Raw genomic sequence first — 19,388 nt, 5'->3', positions numbered from 1 at the left:
GAGTGTGAGTGTGAGGGGCAAGGAATGGATAGTTGGACTGCTGGGGCTGGCGGGGCTGGGGTTTTCGGCACAGGGTATGGCCGCGTGTTCGGCGCCGGGAGCTACGTCGCCGGCCAGCTTTGGCTCGATCAGTTCGATGACGGTGCGCACCGCCCCCCAGACCAGTTCCACCACCAACGCAGGCTTGAACTGCGGGGCCACGTTGATTTCGCTGCTGGCAGCGAGTGATCACTTCTATGCAACCATCACCTCGGCCACCAGCGGCATGGTCGGCCCTACCGGGGATGTCATCGGTTATACGATTTACGGCAACAACAGCACCAGTTACCCGATCAACCGTGGCACCCAATTCGATTTCGGCGCGACGGGCATTGCCCAAAGCGTTGGCCTGGTTTCCGGGCCGGGCACGAAGACCTTGCCGCTTTACCTGAGCTCGATCACCGGCAGCAACGTGGCGGCCGGCCTCTACACGGAGACACTCAGCATCGCCTGGGTCTGGAACTATTGCTCGGTGCTGGGGGTTGGGTCGCTGTGTGTCTTCCGGGATTCCGGCTCGGGCACATCTTCCCTGACGGTCAGCATGACGGTGAGCAACGACTGCCAGATCACCGCGCCCAACATCAGCTTCGGCAGCGCGCCGGTGATCAGTGGCTTTTCCAGTGTGACCGGGCAGGCCACGATTGCCTGCACCAAGGGCAGCGCCTACACCGTGGGCATCAGCGACGGCCAGAACCCGGTGAGTGTGGGTGGGCAGCGGCGGATGGTTTCTGGCAGCAATTTCCTGAATTACGACATTTTCAAAAGCGCCACCACCACCCGCTGGGGCAGCGTGAGCACCGCCCGGCGCGCCAGCTCCACGGCTGAGGTGAATCCCGGGAATGGCCTGGGCACCGGCAGCCAGGTGTTCAATTACAACGCGGCGATCTATACCAACCAGGCCACACCGCCGGCGGGCGTCTACGTCGACAACGTGGTACTGGATGTAGGTTTCTAAAAGCGCATCGTCTGCTTGAGCATCCGCGTGGTCGACGGGTCTTGCGGGCTGACCATCGCATAGTTGTAGCCCGCGCCCGACCAGTATTCGGCCTGCAGCCCGTCGGCACTGCGGCTGCCACGGGGCAGGAATTTGTTTTCCGGGCCCGGCGGACGGATATAGAAACTGATGCGTCGCCCTTGGGGGTCTTCATACAGCACCATGGCTGCGGCGCCTTGTTCGGTGCTGAGCAGGCGCCCACTGACCGCCTTGAACCCGGCCTGGCTCAGGTCCGGCAGGCGGTAGGCCTGGTTGAAGTAACGGTCGAGCCAGCCTTGCATGTCGCCACCGCCTTGCACGTGGTAGTCGGCGGGCAGGATGCCGTCCTGGGCAAACAGGCGGTAGGCCTGCATTGCGTCGCTCATGGGCGCCATGCTCTCGAGGAGGGTGGCCTGGCGGGCCTGCCAGCCACCGAGCCCGCCGACACTGACGGCAATCAACAGCATGGCGGCCGTCGCGAGATGGCGGCGTGACTGGCGTTTGACTCGCTGACGGATCAGGGCCGGGTCCAGCTCAGGGTTGGCCGGCTGTTGCAGCAAGCCGCTCAAGGACGCCCGCAGGTGCTGCGCGTCCTGTTGCCAGGCGTGCACCTGGGCGGCGACGTCCGGGTGGGCTGCCAGCCAGGTTTCGAGCTGGCGGCGGTCAGCGTCCAGGAGCTGGTGATCGACGTAGGCATGCAAATCGCGTTCGCTGGGAGGCAAGCTGATCATTTGAGTATCCGCAGGGCAGGGCTGGTGATTTCGCCGTCGCTGAGCTGGCGCAGGGCCTGGCGTGCGCGGGACAGGCGAGACATCACGGTGCCCAGGGGCACCTCAAGGATGTCGGCGACTTCTTTGTAGCTCAAGCCTTCCACCGAAACCCACAGCAGCAGGGCACGTTGCTCGGTGTTCAATTTATCGAAGGCTTGCAGGGTCGATTGCGCGATGACGGTGCGCTCGACCGACGGCTGCGAATCATCGCGGCCGGTGAAAAATTCCAGCATGCGCGTGTACCGCCGGGAACGTCGATGGGCATCGAGAAACTGCCGGTAGAGGATCGAGAACAGCCAGGCGCGTAAGTCGCCTTCGAGGCGTTTGTCGGCCCAACTGATGATCGCGCGTTCAAGGCTCGCCTGCACCAGGTCATCGGCACTGCTGGTGTTACGCGTGAGGGACACGGCAAATCGCCGCAGCCTGGGGATGAGTTCACGTAACTGTTCGTCGAGTTCGTGCATGGGATTCTGGCTAGTCACTACGCTGGGACTAGGAAGACGTCCGGCGTTGAAGGTTATTCCAGGCCAATAAAAATAAACAGCAGGCCAGGGAATAGAGTGCGCTGGCGTTCGTCCCAAGTGTTCCGACCTTATGTTTCACCCACTCAAGGCCCCTGGCCCTGGAGTTATTTCATGGTAGATCACTCATCACCGCCCCGTCCGCCGCTGAGCACCGCAAGCCTGATAATTCGGTTGGCCAGCATCGGCGTGGTGGTTGCGGTTGTGGCCGGGGCGTTTGCCTACGTTAACGGCAGCCTCGACCCACAACGCTTGCGCCCAAAAACCTTGGTCAACGCCCTGGAAACCAACAACGGCCTGCACCCTGGTTACCGTCGCAACCACGCCAAGGGCGTGTGCGTGGCCGGTTATTTCGAGAGCAGCCCCGAGGCGCGCCAGTACTCCAGTGCCCAGGTATTCAGCGAAGCGCGCACCCCGGTGATCGGGCGCTTTGCGCTGCCCAGCGGTAACCCGTATGCGCCGGACAGCAGCGTGCCGATCCGCAGTTTTGCCCTGCAATTCAGCTTGGCCAACGGCCAGCAATGGCGCACGGGGATGAACAGCATGCCGGTGTTCCCGGTGGGCACGCCTGAGGCCTTCTTTGAGATGCTCAAGGCTGGCGCACCTGACCCGGCCACTGGCAAGCCGAACCCGGCAGGTATGCCGGCGTTCTTCGCGGCGCATCCCGAGACCGCGCCGTTCCTGGCCTGGGTCAAGACCGCCAAGCCTTCCGCCAGCTACGCCACCGAAACCTATAACGGGATCAACGCGTTCTACCTGGTAAACGCCAGCGGTCAACGCCAGGCCGTGCGCTGGGGCGTCGTGCCCCAAAGCCAGGATGCAGCGGGGGCCACGGCGCCCGCCGGCAGCGATTTCCTCGAAAAAGACCTGGCCCAGCGCCTGGTGGCCGGGCCGCTGCGCTGGCAGTTGAACGTCACTCTGGCCAACCCGGGAGACCCGGTGGATGACGCCAGCAAGACCTGGACCGGTGAGCACAAAGTATTGAACGCCGGCACCCTGGTGCTGGAAAGCAGCCAGCCGCAAATGGACGGCGATTGCCGCGACATCAACTTTGATCCACTGGTTCTGCCGAGCGGTATCGAAGCCTCGAATGACCCACTGCTGGCCGCCCGTTCGGCGGCGTACGCCAGTTCCTACCTGCGTCGCACCAGCGAAGTCAGCCAGTTGCACAGCGCCCCTCAGGAGTCGAAGCCATGAATGCCCAACCCCGGTTTTTCGCTCCACTGGCGCGGCTGCTGCATTGGCTGATGGCGTTGATGATCATCGCCATGCTGTTTATCGGCGCGGGCATGGTGGCCTCGGTATCGGAACGCCACGAGTGGCTGATCCACCTGCACAAGCCGTTGGGGATTGCGATCCTGGCGCTGGTGATCGTGCGCTTGGTGGTGCGGTTTTCCACCCGTCAGCCGCCGCTTCCGGCGGACTTGCCGCTGTGGCAAGTGCTGGCGGCCAAGGCGTCCCATGTGGTGCTGTATGCGTTGATGCTGGTATTGCCGCTGTTGGGCTGGGCGATGATTTCGGCGGCCGGTGATCCGGTGATGCTCAGCAACTCGGTGCAATTGCCGGCACTGGTGGGGGCGAATGCGCCGCTGTTTGCGGTGTTGCGCAAGGCTCACGGTTATCTGGCTTATTTGCTGTTTCTGACGGTGCTGCTGCACCTGGCGGCGGCGCTGTTCCACGGGCTGATCCGGCGTGACGGCGTGCTGCAAAGCATGACCGGGACCAAGGACTGAAGCTTTGCCCGACGACGGCAGCCGTGGTGCCGCCGTCGTCGGGGACAGTGGAGGGTTAGCGCAATACGCCGACGATATCCGCCACGCTGCTCAGCACATCTTTGCCCAATTGCATCGAACGTTTGCCCGACCAGCCGGTGAGGGGGTTGGGCGCGTCGTCGTTGTCCTTGAAGGGCATTTCCAGGGTCAGCGACAGGCAATCGAACTTCTCGCCGACGCTGTTGCACGCCAACGTCATGTTGGCTTCGCCCGGCAGGTCGCGGGTGTAGCCGTGCACGGTCTGGAAGTCGCGGGTGAGGCCGCTCAAGTGGCTGCGCAAGTGTTTCTCCAACTGCTCGATGCGCGGTGTGTAGCCGGGGTTGCCTTCACAACCGGCGGTGAACACGTAGGGGATTTCTTCGTCGCCGTGGATATCCAGGAACAGATCGACGCCGTATTTTTCCATTTGCTGCTGCACGAACAGCACTTCCGGGCTGATCTCCTGGCTCGCACTTTGCCAGGCGCGGTTGAGGTCCTGGCCCATGGCGTTGGTGCGCAGATGGCCGTGGAACGCGCCATCGGGGTTCATGTTCGGCACCAGGTAAAGATCGGCGGCGGCCAGCAGTTTTTTCAGCTCGGTGTCACCGTCCTGTTGCAGGCGTTCGATGACGCCTTCCATAAACCATTCGGCCATGTGTTCGCCGGGGTGCTGCTGGGCGATGATCCAGACCTTGCGCTTGCCGGCTTCGCCTTTGCCACGGCGCAGCAGTGGGATATCACGGCCTTCGACACTTTTGCCGGTGGCCAGCAATTGCGTGCCGGCGCGGTTCAGCGCCTGGTCGATCAGCCAGTCGTGGCGTTCGCGGCTGTAGGGTTCGAAGTAGGCGAACCAGGCTTGTTTTTCACGGGTTTCGAGGGTGATGTGCAGTGTCTCGCCATCAAAGCGGGTGGGCACCCGAAACCAGTTGATATGGTCGTAGGACGCTACTGCGTTGTAGCCACTCCACGCGTGCTTGTAGGAAGAATGGCCCGCGTTGCTCAGGCGGAACGTGTGGGTGTGGCCCACATGCATGCCTTCGGCCTTGAAGTGGAACCACTGGAAGTGCTGGCTGCGCGTATCGGGCTTGATAGCCAGCAGCAACTGGTGGGCATCACTGGCGTCGAGCACCTGGATATTGCCGCTGTCGAAGTCGGTGCTGATCTTGATAGAGGTCAAGGCCACGGTCATAGTCTGGTTGCCTGAATATGAGTGTTGTGGCGGGCATTTTACACCGGAGCGGGGTAAAGCCTGGATGCAATTTTTGCGGGGAATAGAGGGGGGCGTCGTCCTTGACGCCGCAGCAGCTTAGAATCTATGAGATTGATTCTCAAGTGCTATTTTGGGAAGAACCGGCCTAGAGCGCTCGATCGACTTTCTTTTGGCGATGGTCTTTTGCTACCATGCGCGCCATCAAGCAACACACAGTCTTCATTAGCCTGAAGCCACGCCAGGAAAAACTGGCAAAAAAAAGACCCGGCCAAAGAGCCGGGTCAAAAACCGTGATTAGCCTGATGAGGAGATATTCCAAGAGTCCGACCTAAGGTCTCTTGGTCTATCGACTGATCTCGCGATCAGCTAGGTCCAATAATAATCATTATCATTTGCAAGTCAAATGTTTTTATCCCTCAGATAGAAATATTTTTCCTTCGCGTCTGTTACATCCTGGCCGACTGTTCGGTGTCCCTCGCCGAAACCCGCAGCGACCGCTCCACCATCACCTTCGCCATATCAATCAAATAGACCACTGAAAACGCCAGGTCCCGGCTGCTGCCGTGGGCGCTGTTTGCCGATTCGTACGCGGTGGCCGCAGCGCTGCGCAGCAGGTCGGAGGCGTGGACCAGGGCTTCCTCGTCGCTGATGCCTGGCTTGACCGCGAACAGGGTGTCGTCAACGGCGGGCGGCGTGCCATCCTCTTTCAAGTAATAGTCCAGTGCGCGCTGGGCGGCGCCGCTGCTGCGCATGAACAGCAGTTCGTCTTCATCGCAGATTTCGGGCAGGGAATACGGGGTTGTCGTCATAAAGGTCGGTGCTCTGGGTGGATGTCGAAAGCCTGCAACCGATATTAGTACTAATCGTATTTATGGCGTTTTATTGATTACTACAAACTGTTTATTGTCGTTGTGACTACACAACGTATTGTCAGGCCCCATGGATAAGTGGATAGCGTTGGTCAAGGCCAGCATGAAAGACCGCAAGGTCACGCAGGACCAACTGGCGTCGCGCCTGGGCATGTCTCAGGGCGGAGTCGGCCACTGGCTGAACAAGCGCCGGGTGCCAAGCCTCGCCGACATGAACCGGGTGATGCAGGAACTGGGCCTCGATTATCTCGAGGTGGCGCTGGTGATTCGCGAAAAAGCGCTTGCACCGGTGGAGCAGGAATTGGAGCCAGTGCCGCACTACAACCCGAATTACCGGTACCCGCTGAGCGACGGAAAGGGAGCGTACCAAGTGCAGGAAGAATCTCGGCCTTACAACGCTACCCGTTTCCAGATGAGCGACTATCACGCCCGTGGCAAAGCGTTCTGGATGCGGGTGATCGGTGATGCCATGGCTGCCCCCAGCGGCTTGAGTATCCGCGAGGGTATGATGGTTCTGGTGGACCCGGCCATCAAGGCCGAGCCCGGCAAATTGGTGGTGGCCCAATGGGCATTCAATCCCCAGGCCACCTTGCGCAAACTGGTGAAGCAAAGCGGCCAGCTTTACCTGGTACCGCTCAACCCGACCTACCCGAAAATGCTCTTCAGCGAAGAATGCCGGATCATCGGCGTGGTGGTGCAGGCGGTCACGAGGTTTTAGCTCGCGGCTTCCAGTTCCACCAGGGCGCTGCCTTCACCGACCATTTCACCTTCCTGGCAGTACAGCGCCTTGACCACGCCGGCATGGGGCGCGCGGATGCTGTGTTCCATCTTCATGGCTTCCAGCACCACCAACTGCGTACCGGCTTCAACCGTTTGCCCGACCTCCACCAGCACCCGCACGATGCTGCCGTTCATCGGCGCGGTCAGGCCGCCCTGATGGGACTGGCTGGCGTCGACGGCGGCAATCGGGTCGAACAGGCTGACGCTATGCACCTCGCCATCCCAACGCAGAAACACACGGCCGCCCTCGCGGACCGCCAGATGGGAGCGGCGTACGCCTTGCTGGTCGATCAGCAACTGCTCGCCACGCAACTGTGGCGGGTTAACGCCGGCTTGCAGCATCACCAGGCGATCCTGGCCGTTGCAGCTCAAATGCAGGGAAACCTCGGCCGGCAACCCGGCGCGAAAGCCGCGCATGTCTGCCCAAGGCGAACTGGAATCACTGCTCGATTGGGTCTGCATGAACGCCTGGCCTGCTGCCTGCCAGAACTCATCGCTCAGATCGCCTGGTGCAGGTAGCAGCTCATCCTGATAACGCGGGATAAACCCGGTATCCAGTTCAGCCGCCGCAAACGCCGGATGGCCGATGATGCGCCGCAAAAAGCCCAGGTTGGTCTTCAGGCCACCCACGGCAAACTCATCGAGCATCCCCAGCAACCGCAGGCGCGCCTGCTCGCGGTCTTCGCCCCAGGCAATCAGCTTGCCCAGCATCGGGTCGTAGAACGGTGAGACGTTGTCGCCTTGCTCGACACCGCTGTCCACCCGGCGCCCCGGCCCTGGCGTGGATTCGCGGTACAACGCCAGGTGCCCGGTGGCTGGCAGGAAATCATTGGCCGGGTCCTCGGCGTACAAACGTACTTCAATCGCATGCCCCAGCAGCGGCACTTGCTCCTGAGTCATCGGCAGTGGCTCGCCCTGAGCCACACGGATCTGCCAGGCCACCAGGTCCAGGCCGGTGATTGCCTCGGTTACCGGGTGTTCCACCTGCAGCCGGGTGTTCATCTCCATGAAGAAAAACTCGCCCCGGGCGTCCAGCAGAAACTCTACAGTGCCCGCGCCCACGTAACCGATGGCCTGGGCGGCACGCACCGCTGCTTCGCCCATGGCTTTGCGCTGCTCGGCACTCAGGCCCGGCGCGGGGGCTTCTTCGACGACTTTTTGATGGCGACGCTGGATCGAGCAATCACGCTCATTCAGGTACAGGCATTGGCCGTGCTGGTCGGCGAACACCTGGATTTCCACGTGGCGCGGCTTGAGTAAATACTTCTCTACCAGCATCTGCGCGTTGCCAAACGAGGACAGCGCTTCACGCTGCGCCGAGGCCAACGCTTCGGCCAGTTGGCTGACGTCCTCGACCACTTTCATGCCCTTGCCGCCACCGCCGGCCGTGGCCTTGAGCAACACCGGGTAACCGATACGCTCAGCCGCCTGGCGAAAGGTCTCCAGGTCCTGGGCGTCACCGTGGTAGCCGGGCACCAACGGCACACCGGCGGTTTCCATCAGCGCCTTGGCGGCAGATTTACTGCCCATGGCATCAATGGCCGAGGCGGGCGGGCCGAGGAAGATCAGCCCGGCCGCTTCAATCGCGCGGGCAAACCCTGCGTTCTCCGAAAGAAACCCATAACCCGGGTGAATCGCCTGGGCGCCACTGGCTTGGGCCGCGGCGATCAATTTGTCGATTTGCAGGTAACTGTCGGCGGCCTTGCTGCCGCCCAGGTCAACGCGGATATCCGCTTCGCGGGCATGCCGCGCGTCGCGGTCCGTGGCGCTGTGCACGGCCACGGTGGTCAAGCCCATGGCCTTGGCGGTGCGCATCACCCGGCAGGCGATTTCGCCGCGATTGGCCACCAATACAGTGGTAAGCGTCTTCATGAACGCGGCTCCTGAGGCTGCCAATTGGGCGCGCGTTTTTGCAAAAAGGCGCGCAAGCCTTCCTGGCCTTCGGCGCTGACGCGGATCCGGGCGATGGAGTTTTCGCAATAGCGACGCAACGCTGGCGTCAGCGCGCCGTGGCCGACTTCGCGCAACAAATCCTTACTGGCGCGCATGGCTGCCGGGCTGTTGAGCAGCAGGTTGGTAATCCACACTTCAACGTGGACGTCCAAATCATCAGCCGGATAACTTTCCGCCAGCAAACCGATTTCCCGCGCCCGCTGGCCACCAAAGCGATCCGCCGTCAGGGCATAGCGTCGCGCTGCCCGCTCACCGATTGCCTGCACCACGAACGGGCTGATCACCGCCGGCGCCAGGCCAATGCGTACTTCCGAGAGGCAGAACTGCGCATCATCGGCACCAATTGCCATGTCGCAGCAACTGATCAACCCAAGGGCACCGCCGTAGGCCGCACCCTGAACCACTGCCAGCGTCGGGATCTTGAGCTTGGCGAGGTTGTACATCAGCTCTGCCAGCTCACGGGCATCGTCCAGGTTGGTGTGATAATCCAGCTCGGCCGATTGCTGCATCCAGGCCAGATCGGCACCGGCACTGAAATGCTTGCCGCGCCCGCGCAGTACCAGGAAGCGCAGGGCCGGGTCGCCTTGCACCTGATCCAGGGCAATGATCAATTCGCGGATCATTTCGGCGTTGAACGCGTTGTTCTTGGCTTCACGACTGAGCCACAAGGTGGCAAAGCCACGCGGGTCGATGACCAGTTCGAGGGTATTGAAATCGCTCATGTAAGGAGCTCCATGATGATGTGATGCATGTTGTAGGAGCGAGCTTGCTCGCGAAAAACCTGAGGGCGCCGTATTCATCCAGACTGCCCGCGTCAGCATTGACGACCATCGCGAGCAAGCTCGCTCCTACAGGTCACATGCGGAACACGCCGAAGCGGCTCGGCTCGATAGGGGCGTTCAGCGCGGCGGACAAGGCCAGGGCCAGCACGTCGCGGGTCTGCAACGGGTCGATGACGCCGTCGTCCCACAGCCGTGCGCTGGAGTAGTAGGGGTGGCCCTGGGTTTCGTACTGGTCGAGGATCGGCTGCTTGATCGCGGCTTCCTCGTTGCTGCTGAAACCCTGGCCTGCGCGCTCAGCCTGCTCACGCTTGACCTGCACCAAAACGCCGGCCGCCTGTTCAGCCCCCATCACGCCGATGCGTGCGTTGGGCCACATCCACAAGAAACGCGGGTCATAGGCGCGGCCGCACATGCCGTAGTTACCGGCGCCGAAGCTGCCGCCGATGATCACGGTGAATTTCGGCACCTTGGCGCACGCCACGGCCGTCACCAGCTTGGCACCGTGCTTGGCGATGCCGCCGGCTTCGTATTTCTGGCCGACCATAAAGCCGGTGATGTTTTGCAGAAACAGCAGCGGAATCCCGCGTTGACAGGCCAGCTCGATAAAGTGCGCGCCTTTCTGCGCGGCCTCGGCGAAGAGGATGCCGTTGTTGGCCAGGATCGCAATCGGGTAGCCGTGCAGGTGCGCAAAACCGCACACCAGGGTGGTGCCGAACAATGCCTTGAACTCATCGAACACCGAGCCGTCCACCAACCGTGCGATCACTTCGCGCACATCGAACGGTTGCTTGGCGTCAGCCGGGATCACGCCGTACAGCTCCTCGCTGCTATAAAGCGGTGCCAGCGGCGTGCGTTGTTGCAATTGCCCCAGCTTGCGCCAGTTGAGGTTGGCCACACTGCGCCGGGCCAGGGCCAGCGCATGTTCGTCGCTGTCGGCATAGTGGTCGGCGACTCCGGAAATCTTGCAGTGCACATCGGCACCGCCCAGGTCTTCGGCGCTGACCACTTCACCGGTCGCCGCCTTCACCAGCGGCGGGCCGGCGAGGAAGATCGTGGCTTGCTGGCGCACCATGATTGCTTCGTCCGCCATCGCCGGGACATACGCGCCACCGGCGGTGCAGGAACCCATCACCACGGCGATCTGCGGAATGCCCTGGGCGCTCATGTTGGCCTGGTTGAAGAAGATCCGCCCAAAGTGTTCGCGGTCCGGGAACACTTCGTCCTGGCGCGGCAGGTTGGCGCCGCCGGAGTCCACCAGGTAGATGCACGGCAGGCGGTTCTGCTCGGCGATGGTCTGGGCGCGCAGGTGTTTTTTGACCGTCAGTGGATAGTACGAGCCGCCTTTCACGGTGGCGTCGTTGGCGACGATCATGCACTCGACGCCTTCCACCCGACCAATCCCGGCAATCACCCCGGCCGCCGGCACGTCTTCGCCATACACCTGGTAAGCGGCCAGTTGGCTGAGTTCAAGGAACGGCGAGCCAGGATCGAGCAAGCGATTGATCCGCTCGCGGGGCAACAGTTTGCCTCGGGACGTATGCCGCTCCTGAGCCTTGGCGCCGCCGCCTTGCTGCACTTGGGCGAGCAGGGTATGCAGGGCGTCGACCTGTTGGAGCATCACCGCGCTGTTGGCGGCGAATTCCGCCGAGCGCGGGTTGAGCTGGGTGTGCAGGGTAGCCATGGTGCGCGCTCCGTTCAGCGGGTTTCGTTAAACAGTTCGCGACCGATCAACATGCGCCGGATCTCACTGGTGCCGGCACCGATTTCGTACAGCTTGGCGTCACGCAGCAGACGGCCCGCCGGGAATTCATTGATATAGCCATTGCCGCCGAGAATCTGGATCGCGTCGAGGGCCATCTGGGTGGCGCGTTCGGCGCTGTACAGGATCACCCCGGCGGCATCCTTGCGCGTGGTCTCGCCGCGCTCGCAGGCCTGGGCCACCGCGTACAGGTAGGCGCGGCTGGCGTTGAGTTGGGTATACATGTCGGCGACCTTGCCCTGGATCAACTGGAACTCGCCGATGCTCTGGCCGAACTGCTTGCGGTCGTGGATGTAGGGCACGATCAAATCCATGCAGGCCTGCATGATTCCGGTCGGGCCCCCGGAGAGCACCACGCGTTCGTAATCGAGGCCGCTCATCAGCACCTTTACGCCGCCATTCAATGCGCCGAGGATGTTTTCTTCCGGCACTTCGACGTCATCGAAAAACAGCTCGCAGGTGTTGGAGCCGCGCATGCCGAGCTTGTCGAACTTATTGCTGCGGCTGAAGCCTTTCGAGTCGCGCTCGACGATAAATGCAGTGATACCGTGGGCGCCCTTTTCGAGGTCGGTCTTGGCGTAGATCACGTAGGTGTTGGCGTCGGGACCGTTGGTGATCCAGGTCTTGCTGCCGTTGAGCACATACACACTGCCGCGTTTATCGGCGCGCAGCTTCATGGAGACCACATCGGAACCGGCGTTCGGCTCGCTCATCGCCAGGGCGCCAACGTGTTCGCCGCTGATCAGCTTGGGCAGGTACTTGAGTTTTTGTTCGTGGGTGCCGTTGCGATTGATCTGGTTGACGCAGAGGTTGGAGTGCGCGCCGTAGGACAACGCCACCGAAGCCGAACCCCGGCTGATCTCTTCCATGGCCACCACGTGGGCCAGGTAGCCCAGGCCGGCGCCGCCGTATTCTTCCGGCACGGTGATGCCCAGCAGGCCCATGTCGCCGAACTTGCGCCACATGTCGGCGGGGAACAGGTTATCGATGTCGATCTGCGCAGCCCGCGGCGCCAGCTCCTTGGCCACGAAGGACTGCACCTGGTCGCGCAGCATGTCGATGGTTTCACCGAGGGCGAAGTTCAGGGAGGGGTAACTCATGGACGGGCACCTTCTAGCGTTGTTTTTGTGTGGTCAATGCGCCGGGGAGGGCGATCACCTTTACGTTAACGTAAACTTGCGTTGCAGGCCTGTCAATCGTAGTTTACGTTTACGTCAACCTACAAAAAAGACAACAGGGGTCGTTATGGATCAATCGAATCAGAGCTACAGCCGTGGCTCTCAGGACAAAGCCCTGCTGGCCATGACTATCGGCCAAGCCTTCGATCACACGGTTTCGCGCTACCCCGACGGCGAAGCCCTGGTCGTGTGCCATCAACCGCATCGCTATACCTGGCGGCAACTGGCAGAGACGGTTGATTTGCATGCACGTGCGTTCCTGGCCATGGGGATGCAAACCGGCGACCGCCTGGGCATCTGGGCCCCCAACTGCGCCGAGTGGTGCATCAGCCAGATTGCCAGCGCCAAGCTCGGCGTGATTCTGGTCAATATCAACCCGGCGTATCGCAGCAGCGAACTGGAGTACGTACTCAAGCAGTCCGGTTGCCAGTGGCTGGTGTGCGCGGGGTCGTTCAAGGCCTCCGATTACCACGGCATGCTGCAGGAATTGAAGCCCGACCTGCGCGGCATCATCAGCCTGGATCCCAGCCCGCCCCCGGGGTTCACGCCCTGGTCGCAATTGGCGGCGCTCGGCGCGGGCATTCCACCCGAGCAACTGCACACCCGCCAGGCCAGCCTGCACTTCGATCAACCCGTCAACATCCAGTACACCTCCGGCACCACCGGCTTCCCCAAGGGCGCCACGCTCAGTCACCACAACATCCTCAATAACGGCTACATGGTTGGCGAAAGCCTGGGCCTGACCGCGCAAGACCGCCTGGTGATCCCGGTGCCGCTATACCACTGCTTCGGCATGGTGATGGGCAACCTGGGCTGTATCACCCACGGCACCACAATGATTTACCCGAATGACGGTTTCGACCCGTTGCTGACCCTGACCGCCGTCGCCGAAGAACGGGCCACGGGGCTTTACGGCGTGCCCACGATGTTTATCGCCATGCTTGATCACCCGCGCCGCGCTGAATTCGACCTGTCACACCTGCGCACCGGGATCATGGCCGGCGCCACCTGCCCGATCGAAGTGATGCGCCGGGTCATCAGCGAGATGCACATGAGTGAGGTGCAGATTGCCTATGGCATGACTGAAACCAGCCCGGTGTCGTTGCAGACCGGGCCGGATGACGACCTTGAGCGGCGGGTGACCACCGTCGGTCGTACCCAGCCACAGCTGGAAAGCAAGATCATCGACGAGGCGGGTAACACGGTTGCTCGGGGGCAGGTGGGTGAGTTATGCACCCGTGGCTATAGCGTGATGCTCGGTTACTGGAACAACCCCGACGGCACTCGGGAGGCCATTGATGACGCGGGGTGGATGCACACTGGCGATCTGGCGACCATGGATGAAAACGGCTACGTGTGCATTGCCGGGCGTAACAAGGACATGATTATTCGTGGCGGCGAGAATGTGTACCCGCGGGAGTTGGAGGAGTTTTTCTTCACCCACCCGGCGGTGGCGGATGTGCAGGTGATCGGGATTCCGGATGAGCGCTATGGTGAGGCGATTGTGGCGTGGGTCAAGTTTCATCCGGGGCATGTGGCCAATGAGCTGGAGCTGCAGACGTGGTGCAAGGGTCGGATTGCGCACTTCAAGACGCCTAAGCATTTCAAATTTGTGGATGAGTTTCCGATGACGGTGACGGGGAAGATTCAGAAGTTTCGGATGCGGGAAATTATGATTGAGGAGTTGGGGGAGGGGGAGGGGGAGGATTGATGGTGTACATATCCGTTGCAGCGGTAACGGCTACTTAGGGTTCCGCTCTTACAGCGGGTCACTTTTGAAAAGCGCAAAAGTAACCAAAACGCTCTGCCCCGCCTGTCGGCACCTCGCCTAGGCTCGGTGTGCCCTCAGCTCCGGCATTGCTCCGCGGGCCGCCGCGACGGGCCATCCATGGCCCGGCGCGGCTAAACCGGCGTCCTGCCGGTTTACCCGCTCCTCAATACCTGCGTTCGGCCTCGGGCTGAATGGGGCAGTCAGATCAAAATCAAAAGCACAGCGGCCTCCCGGCCGGCTTCCTTCTCTGTAGGAGCGAGCTTGCTCGCGAAAAACCTGAGACCGCCGCGTTGAATCAGGATGCCCGCGTCATCGTTAACGACCTTCGCGAGCAAGCCCGCTCCCACATTTGGACCGTGCCCGCTTCTGGTTTTTCTGTTGCTGTTGCTGTTGCTTCACCACACTCAAGCCGGCCGGGAGGCCGCTGTGCCCTTGATCTGCTTTTGATCTTGATCTTAGGCGCCCCGTTAAACCACGCTCCAAAGCCGGAGTGAGGGCACACCGAGCCTAGGCGAGGTGCCGAGTGGTGGGGCAAGAGCGTTTTGCTTACTTTTGCGCTTTTCAAAAGTGAGCCGCTGTAAGAGCGGAACCATAGGAGGCCATCACCCAAACAACGGATATACACCCAAATCACCCTCCCCGAGAAAGCACAAAGGGGACCCGAAGGTCCCCTTTAATTTGTCGTTGCGTGCTCTTTTTTTATTATTGAGGGGCGGTCTGTTGTTGTTTTTGGCAACCGTGGCCCTTTACCGCTGTTTTTGGCGACCCCCATCCGGGGTCAAGAGCAAACGTATTTTTTTGAGCGCTGATCTGCTTCTTCGCACGCGATCCAACCAGTGGGTAGCTACCTGAAGGTAGTTTTGTTCTTCTCTATCCGGTTGCGGGTTTCGGCATCTGCCGTACCCTGCGAAGCACATCTTCTCCAAAAAAATCTGTTAGCTGCGTCTCTGCCGTGTTGTTTTTGTTATGTCAGAGTCGTTACGTCTTATTTTTATTAGGTTTGGTGCTTTTTATTCTTGTTATGCAATAGAGATAGCAGAAGCCGTGCCAACTTTGTAAAGTCCTTTAAAATCAATGGCTTGATTTTTAAGCGGGAAATTTCCTTCAGGAAATGCGACAAGATATGTTCCCGTGTTACCCGATGTGTAGCCGCGAGGTAACACATCGTCACAGGCGCGCTACTCAACCGGCGCTACGAGCCTTCGCCACACGCGAACCCGTGGGGCGGCCGAGCACCGTACAAATCTGCTGACCCGCCAGAATCAGCTTGTCCATGTCGATACCCGTCTCGATGCCCAGGCCATTGAGCAGGTACAGCACATCCTCCGTGGCAACGTTACCGCTGGCACCCTTGGCATAGGGGCAGCCGCCGAGGCCCGCAATAGAGCTGTCGAACACTTGGATACCTTCCTCAAGACTGGCGTAGATATTGGCGATGGCCTGGCCATAGGTGTCATGGAAGTGACCGGCCAGCTTGTCCCGTGGCACCTGCGCGCCGACCACCTCGAACATCCGCCGCGTGGCGCCTGCAGTGCCCGTGCCGATCGTATCGCCCAGGGACACCTCATAGCAGCCCATGGCAAACAGCTCGCGAGCGACTACCGCGACGTGTTCCGGTGCGACCTGACCTTCATAGGGGCAACCCAACACACACGACACATAACCCCGCACACTCACGCCATGCTGCCTGGCCGCGTCCATGATCGGCACGAAGCGCTCCAGGCTTTCGCTGATGGAGCAGTTGATATTGCGCTGGGAAAACGCCTCGGACGCCGCCGCAAACACCGCGACTTCCTTCACGCCCGCCGCCAGTGCATCTTCAAAACCCCGCAGGTTCGGCGCCAGTGCGCCATAGGTCACCCCGGCCTTGCGCTGGATCTGCGCAAACACCTCGGCCGACCCGGCCATCTGCGGCACCCACTTGGGCGACACAAAGCTGCCGACTTCGATGTAACCCAGGCCGGCGGCGCTCAGGGCGTCCACCAATTGCACCTTGTCGGCGACGCTGATGGGTTGCGCTTCATTCTGCAGGCCGTCGCGCGGACCGACTTCCACCAGGCGCACATGAGAGGGAAGGGACATGGCAGCTACCTTTTATGAATGGCCAACCTGGCCCTGAATGGTCTGTTCCAGCGCCTGGGTGCACCGCTCTTCGGCGGTGTCCAGCTCCAGCTTCATCTGTTCGATGTCCAGCAACTGTTGTTCCAGCTGCTCGCGGCGCTCGGCGATTTTCGCCAGCATGCTGTGCAGCTGTTTCTGGTTACCGCTGGTGGGGTCGTAGAGTTCGATCAGCTCCCGGCACTCGGCCAGGGAGAAACCGATGCGCTTGCCCCGCAGGATCAACTTCAGGCTGACCTTGTCCCGGGGCGAGTAAATGCGCTCCTGGCCCCGGCGTTCCGGGGACAGCAGGCCTTGTTCTTCATAGAAGCGAATGGCGCGGGTGGTGATGTCGAGCTCGCGGGCGAGGTCGGAGATGCTGTAGGTCGTGCTCATGGGGGCGCTCAAGGAGTGTCTTGAGCGTTAAGCTAATGGCTGGTTGACGTTAACGTCAAGCGCATTGCCACTGCAACGTTAACGATAACGTGGGCTGTCTGGTTTTTACGCGGCGCTCTCAGGTTTTTCGCGAGCAAGCTCGCTCCTACAGTTTGTCCAGCTTCTTCTCATGGGCCGTCACTTGCTGGCATAACTCGATCATTTGCTCGCGCATCCAGCGGTTGGCCGGGTCCTGGTCGGTGCTTTCGTGCCAGTACAGATGGGTTTCCACCATGGGCACATCATTTACCGGCAGGTTGAACCAGTGCAGTTCATGGCGCCGGGCAAACCGCTCCGGTACGGTCATCACCATGTCGGTCTGCTGCAACACTTGCGAGGCCATCAAGTAATGTTGGGAACGCAGAGCGATCTTGCGCTGCAGGCCCATCTTGCCCAATGCCAGGTCAACGTGGCCCAGGCCGTTGCGCCGGCTGGAGATATGAATGTGGGTCAGCGACAGGTAGTCATCCAGGGTGAGCTTGTCCTTGCCCGCCATCGGATGCCCCTTGCGCATGGCACACACGTAGCGGTCTTCCATCAGCTTCACATGGCGTACTTGCGGGTCGGTGTTGAGCGGCGCATCCACCGCAAAGTCCAGGCGACCGGCGGCCAGTTCCTTGGTGGTTTCCCGGCGTTTGGACAGGAAGCTCTCGATCACCACCGTCGGCGCCAGGCGGCGCAGGCGCTGGAACAGTGCGGGCAAGATCACCGCTTCGGTGAGGTCGGTCATGCTGATGCGGTAGGTCTTGGCGGCCTGTTGCGGGTTGAAAATCCGGCTTTCCTGCACGGACACCCGCAGCAACGACAGCGCATTACGTACCGGGCCGATGATGTTCTGGGCCATGGGCGTGGGCACCATACCCTGGGCGGTACGCACGAACAGCGGGTCGTTGAAGGTCTCCCGCAGGCGGGCCAGAGCGTTCGACACCGCCGGCTGGGTAATCCCCACAATCTGCCCGGCGCGGGTCAGGTTGGCTTCGGTGTAGATCGCGTCAAAGACGATGAAGAGGTTGAGATCGACCTTGCTCAGATTCATTTCGCTGCGCTCTTATTGTTAGGTGTCCATACGCCGATCATATATCGGTGATGAATGTTAATACACGCCGAGAATAGGCTAGGTAAATTATCAACGCTGTTCTAGCATCGATTCATGACCTCAACAACCTCCATTGAGAAGGTGCTGCCCATGGATTTCGCCTATTCGCCCAAGGTTCAGGAACTGCGTGAACGCGTCACCGCATTCATGGACGCCTACGTTTACCCGGCCGAGCCTGTGTTTGAACGCCAGGTTGCCGAAGGTGATCGCTGGCAGCCCACCGCGATCATGGAGGAGTTGAAAGCCAAAGCTAAAGCCGAAGGCCTGTGGAACCTGTTCCTGCCGGAATCCGAACTGGGCGCGGGCCTGACCAACCTGGAATACGCACCCCTGGCGGAAATCATGGGCCGCTCTTTGCTGGGGCCGGAGCCGTTCAACTGCTCGGCGCCGGATACCGGCAACATGGAAGTGCTGGTGCGCTACGCCAACGAAGAACAGAAACAGCGCTGGCTGGAGCCGTTGCTGCGCGGCGAGATCCGCTCGGCATTCGCCATGACCGAGCCGGACGTGGCGTCTTCCGACGCCACCAACATGGCGGCCCGTGCGGTACGTGACGGCGACGAGTGGGTGATCAACGGTAAAAAATGGTGGACCTCCGGCGCCTGCGACCCGCGTTGCAAGATCCTGATCTTCATGGGCCTGAGCAACCCGGATGCGCCGCGCCACCAGCAGCACTCGATGATCCTGGTACCGGTAGATGCACCGGGTGTGAAAATCGTGCGCCCACTGCCGGTGTTCGGCTACGACGACGCGCCCCATGGACACGCCGAAGTACTCTTCGAAAACGTCCGTGTGCCGTACGAAAACGTCCTGCTGGGCGAAGGCCGGGGCTTTGAAATTGCGCAAGGTCGCCTTGGCCCGGGCCGTATCCACCACTGCATGCGCTCCGTCGGCATGGCCGAGCGCGCGCTGGAGTTGATGTGCAAACGCGCCGTCAGCCGTACCGCTTTCGGCAAACCGCTGGCTCGCCTGGGTGGCAATATCGACAAGATCGCCGACTCGCGGATGGAAATCGACATGGCGCGCCTGCTGACATTGAAAGCCGCCTACATGATGGACACCGTGGGCAACAAGGTCGCGAAAAGCGAAATCGCCCAGATCAAGGTGGTGGCGCCGAACGTGGCGTTGAAGGTGATCGACCGCGCCATCCAGATCCACGGTGGCGCTGGCGTCTCCAACGACTTCCCGCTGGCCTACATGTACGCCATGCAGCGCACCCTGCGCCTGGCCGACGGCCCGGACGAAGTGCACCGCGCAGCGATCGGCAAGTTCGAGATCGGCAAATACGTGCCGCGGGAGATGATGCGCAGCGGCCAGTAAAACCGAGGTGTCTTCATCGCAGGCAAGCCCACAGGGGAATGCAGTCAACTGTGGGAGCCGGGCTTGCCCGCGATGAGGCCAGTC

Annotated in this window: 17 protein-coding genes; 6 read left to right on the top strand and 11 right to left on the bottom strand. The window is 61.2% G+C overall.

What is annotated here, in order from left to right; all coding sequences use genetic code 11:
- The first annotated feature begins 10 nt into the window (after positions 1-10).
- Positions 11-994 carry a spore coat protein U domain-containing protein gene (locus AU074_RS07675; RefSeq protein ID WP_371916613.1) on the top strand — a complete coding sequence of 328 codons (984 nt, stop codon included), beginning with the start codon at positions 11-13 and terminating at the stop codon, positions 992-994.
- Here AU074_RS07675 and AU074_RS07670 read toward each other — a convergent pair.
- Positions 991-1,743: an anti-sigma factor gene (locus AU074_RS07670; RefSeq protein WP_076014212.1), complete on the bottom strand. Its 753-nt coding sequence runs from the start codon at positions 1,741-1,743 to the stop codon at positions 991-993. The genes AU074_RS07675 and AU074_RS07670 overlap by 4 nt on opposite strands.
- A complete protein-coding gene (locus tag AU074_RS07665; RefSeq protein WP_076014211.1) occupies positions 1,740-2,246 on the bottom strand; it encodes a sigma-70 family RNA polymerase sigma factor in 507 nt (168 codons plus the stop codon). Before AU074_RS07665 ends, AU074_RS07670 begins: the two co-directional genes overlap by 4 nt.
- A 171-nt stretch (positions 2,247-2,417) precedes the next feature.
- Here AU074_RS07665 and AU074_RS07660 point away from each other — a divergent pair, with 171 nt between their 5' ends.
- Positions 2,418-3,500 carry a catalase family peroxidase gene (locus tag AU074_RS07660; RefSeq protein WP_076014210.1) on the top strand — a complete coding sequence of 361 codons (1,083 nt, stop codon included), beginning with the start codon at positions 2,418-2,420 and terminating at the stop codon, positions 3,498-3,500.
- Entirely contained in the window at positions 3,497-4,036 is a 540-nt protein-coding gene (locus tag AU074_RS07655; RefSeq protein WP_076014209.1) for a cytochrome b, read from the top strand. The genes AU074_RS07660 and AU074_RS07655 overlap by 4 nt, the downstream gene beginning before the upstream one ends.
- A gap of 55 nt (positions 4,037-4,091) precedes the next feature.
- Here the strand turns inward: AU074_RS07655 and AU074_RS07650 are convergent, their stop codons facing one another.
- Positions 4,092-5,243: a M14-type cytosolic carboxypeptidase gene (locus AU074_RS07650; RefSeq protein ID WP_076014208.1), complete on the bottom strand. Its 1,152-nt coding sequence runs from the start codon at positions 5,241-5,243 to the stop codon at positions 4,092-4,094.
- 467 nt (positions 5,244-5,710) lie between these two features.
- A complete protein-coding gene (locus AU074_RS07640; protein ID WP_076014207.1) occupies positions 5,711-6,073 on the bottom strand; it encodes a DUF6124 family protein in 363 nt (120 codons plus the stop codon).
- A 130-nt stretch (positions 6,074-6,203) separates the two neighbouring features.
- On the opposite strand from AU074_RS07640, the gene AU074_RS07635 reads away from it, so the two are divergent.
- Positions 6,204-6,851 carry a LexA family transcriptional regulator gene (locus AU074_RS07635; RefSeq protein ID WP_076014206.1) on the top strand — a complete coding sequence of 216 codons (648 nt, stop codon included), beginning with the start codon at positions 6,204-6,206 and terminating at the stop codon, positions 6,849-6,851.
- On the opposite strand, the gene AU074_RS07630 is transcribed toward AU074_RS07635, so the two are convergent.
- The 4 genes from AU074_RS07630 to AU074_RS07610 all read right to left on the bottom strand — a co-directional run bounded on the left by AU074_RS07630 (position 6,848) and on the right by AU074_RS07610 (position 12,507).
- Complete coding sequence (locus AU074_RS07630) at positions 6,848-8,785, bottom strand: acetyl/propionyl/methylcrotonyl-CoA carboxylase subunit alpha (RefSeq protein WP_076014205.1); 1,938 nt, start codon at positions 8,783-8,785, stop codon at positions 6,848-6,850. The genes AU074_RS07635 and AU074_RS07630 overlap by 4 nt on opposite strands.
- Positions 8,782-9,588: a gamma-carboxygeranoyl-CoA hydratase gene (locus tag AU074_RS07625; RefSeq protein ID WP_076014204.1), complete on the bottom strand. Its 807-nt coding sequence runs from the start codon at positions 9,586-9,588 to the stop codon at positions 8,782-8,784. The genes AU074_RS07630 and AU074_RS07625 overlap by 4 nt, the downstream gene beginning before the upstream one ends.
- A gap of 133 nt (positions 9,589-9,721) precedes the next feature.
- Positions 9,722-11,329, bottom strand: coding sequence for a carboxyl transferase domain-containing protein (locus AU074_RS07615; RefSeq protein WP_076014202.1), 1,608 nt, complete (start codon positions 11,327-11,329; stop codon positions 9,722-9,724).
- A 14-nt stretch (positions 11,330-11,343) separates the two neighbouring features.
- Positions 11,344-12,507, bottom strand: coding sequence for an isovaleryl-CoA dehydrogenase (locus AU074_RS07610; protein WP_076014201.1), 1,164 nt, complete (start codon positions 12,505-12,507; stop codon positions 11,344-11,346).
- Positions 12,508-12,652: 145 nt separating this feature from the next.
- Here AU074_RS07610 and AU074_RS07605 point away from each other — a divergent pair, with 145 nt between their 5' ends.
- Entirely contained in the window at positions 12,653-14,296 is a 1,644-nt protein-coding gene (locus tag AU074_RS07605) for an AMP-binding protein (RefSeq protein WP_076014200.1), read from the top strand.
- Between the two features lie 1,242 nt (positions 14,297-15,538).
- Here AU074_RS07605 and AU074_RS07600 read toward each other — a convergent pair.
- The 3 genes from AU074_RS07600 to AU074_RS07590 all read right to left on the bottom strand — a co-directional run bounded on the left by AU074_RS07600 (position 15,539) and on the right by AU074_RS07590 (position 17,924).
- Positions 15,539-16,438 carry a hydroxymethylglutaryl-CoA lyase gene (locus AU074_RS07600; RefSeq protein WP_076014199.1) on the bottom strand — a complete coding sequence of 300 codons (900 nt, stop codon included), beginning with the start codon at positions 16,436-16,438 and terminating at the stop codon, positions 15,539-15,541.
- Between the two features lie 12 nt (positions 16,439-16,450).
- Positions 16,451-16,849 (bottom strand): MerR family DNA-binding transcriptional regulator, encoded by a 399-nt coding sequence (locus tag AU074_RS07595; protein WP_003211806.1) that lies wholly within the window; start codon positions 16,847-16,849, stop codon positions 16,451-16,453.
- Positions 16,850-16,994: 145 nt separating this feature from the next.
- On the bottom strand, positions 16,995-17,924 hold the full coding sequence (locus AU074_RS07590; RefSeq protein WP_076014198.1) for a LysR family transcriptional regulator: 930 nt from the start codon (positions 17,922-17,924) through the stop codon (positions 16,995-16,997).
- Between the two features lie 150 nt (positions 17,925-18,074).
- Between AU074_RS07590 and AU074_RS07585 the strand changes: the two genes are divergently transcribed.
- On the top strand, positions 18,075-19,304 hold the full coding sequence (locus AU074_RS07585; RefSeq protein ID WP_076014197.1) for an acyl-CoA dehydrogenase: 1,230 nt from the start codon (positions 18,075-18,077) through the stop codon (positions 19,302-19,304).
- The last annotated feature ends 84 nt before the right edge of the window (positions 19,305-19,388 follow it).

Source organism: Pseudomonas sp. ATCC PTA-122608 (assembly GCF_001952855.1).
Classification (GTDB): Bacteria; Pseudomonadota; Gammaproteobacteria; order Pseudomonadales; family Pseudomonadaceae; genus Aquipseudomonas.
The sequence above is the reverse complement of the archived record's forward strand: the minus strand, read 5'-3'. Positions and strand labels throughout refer to the sequence as shown.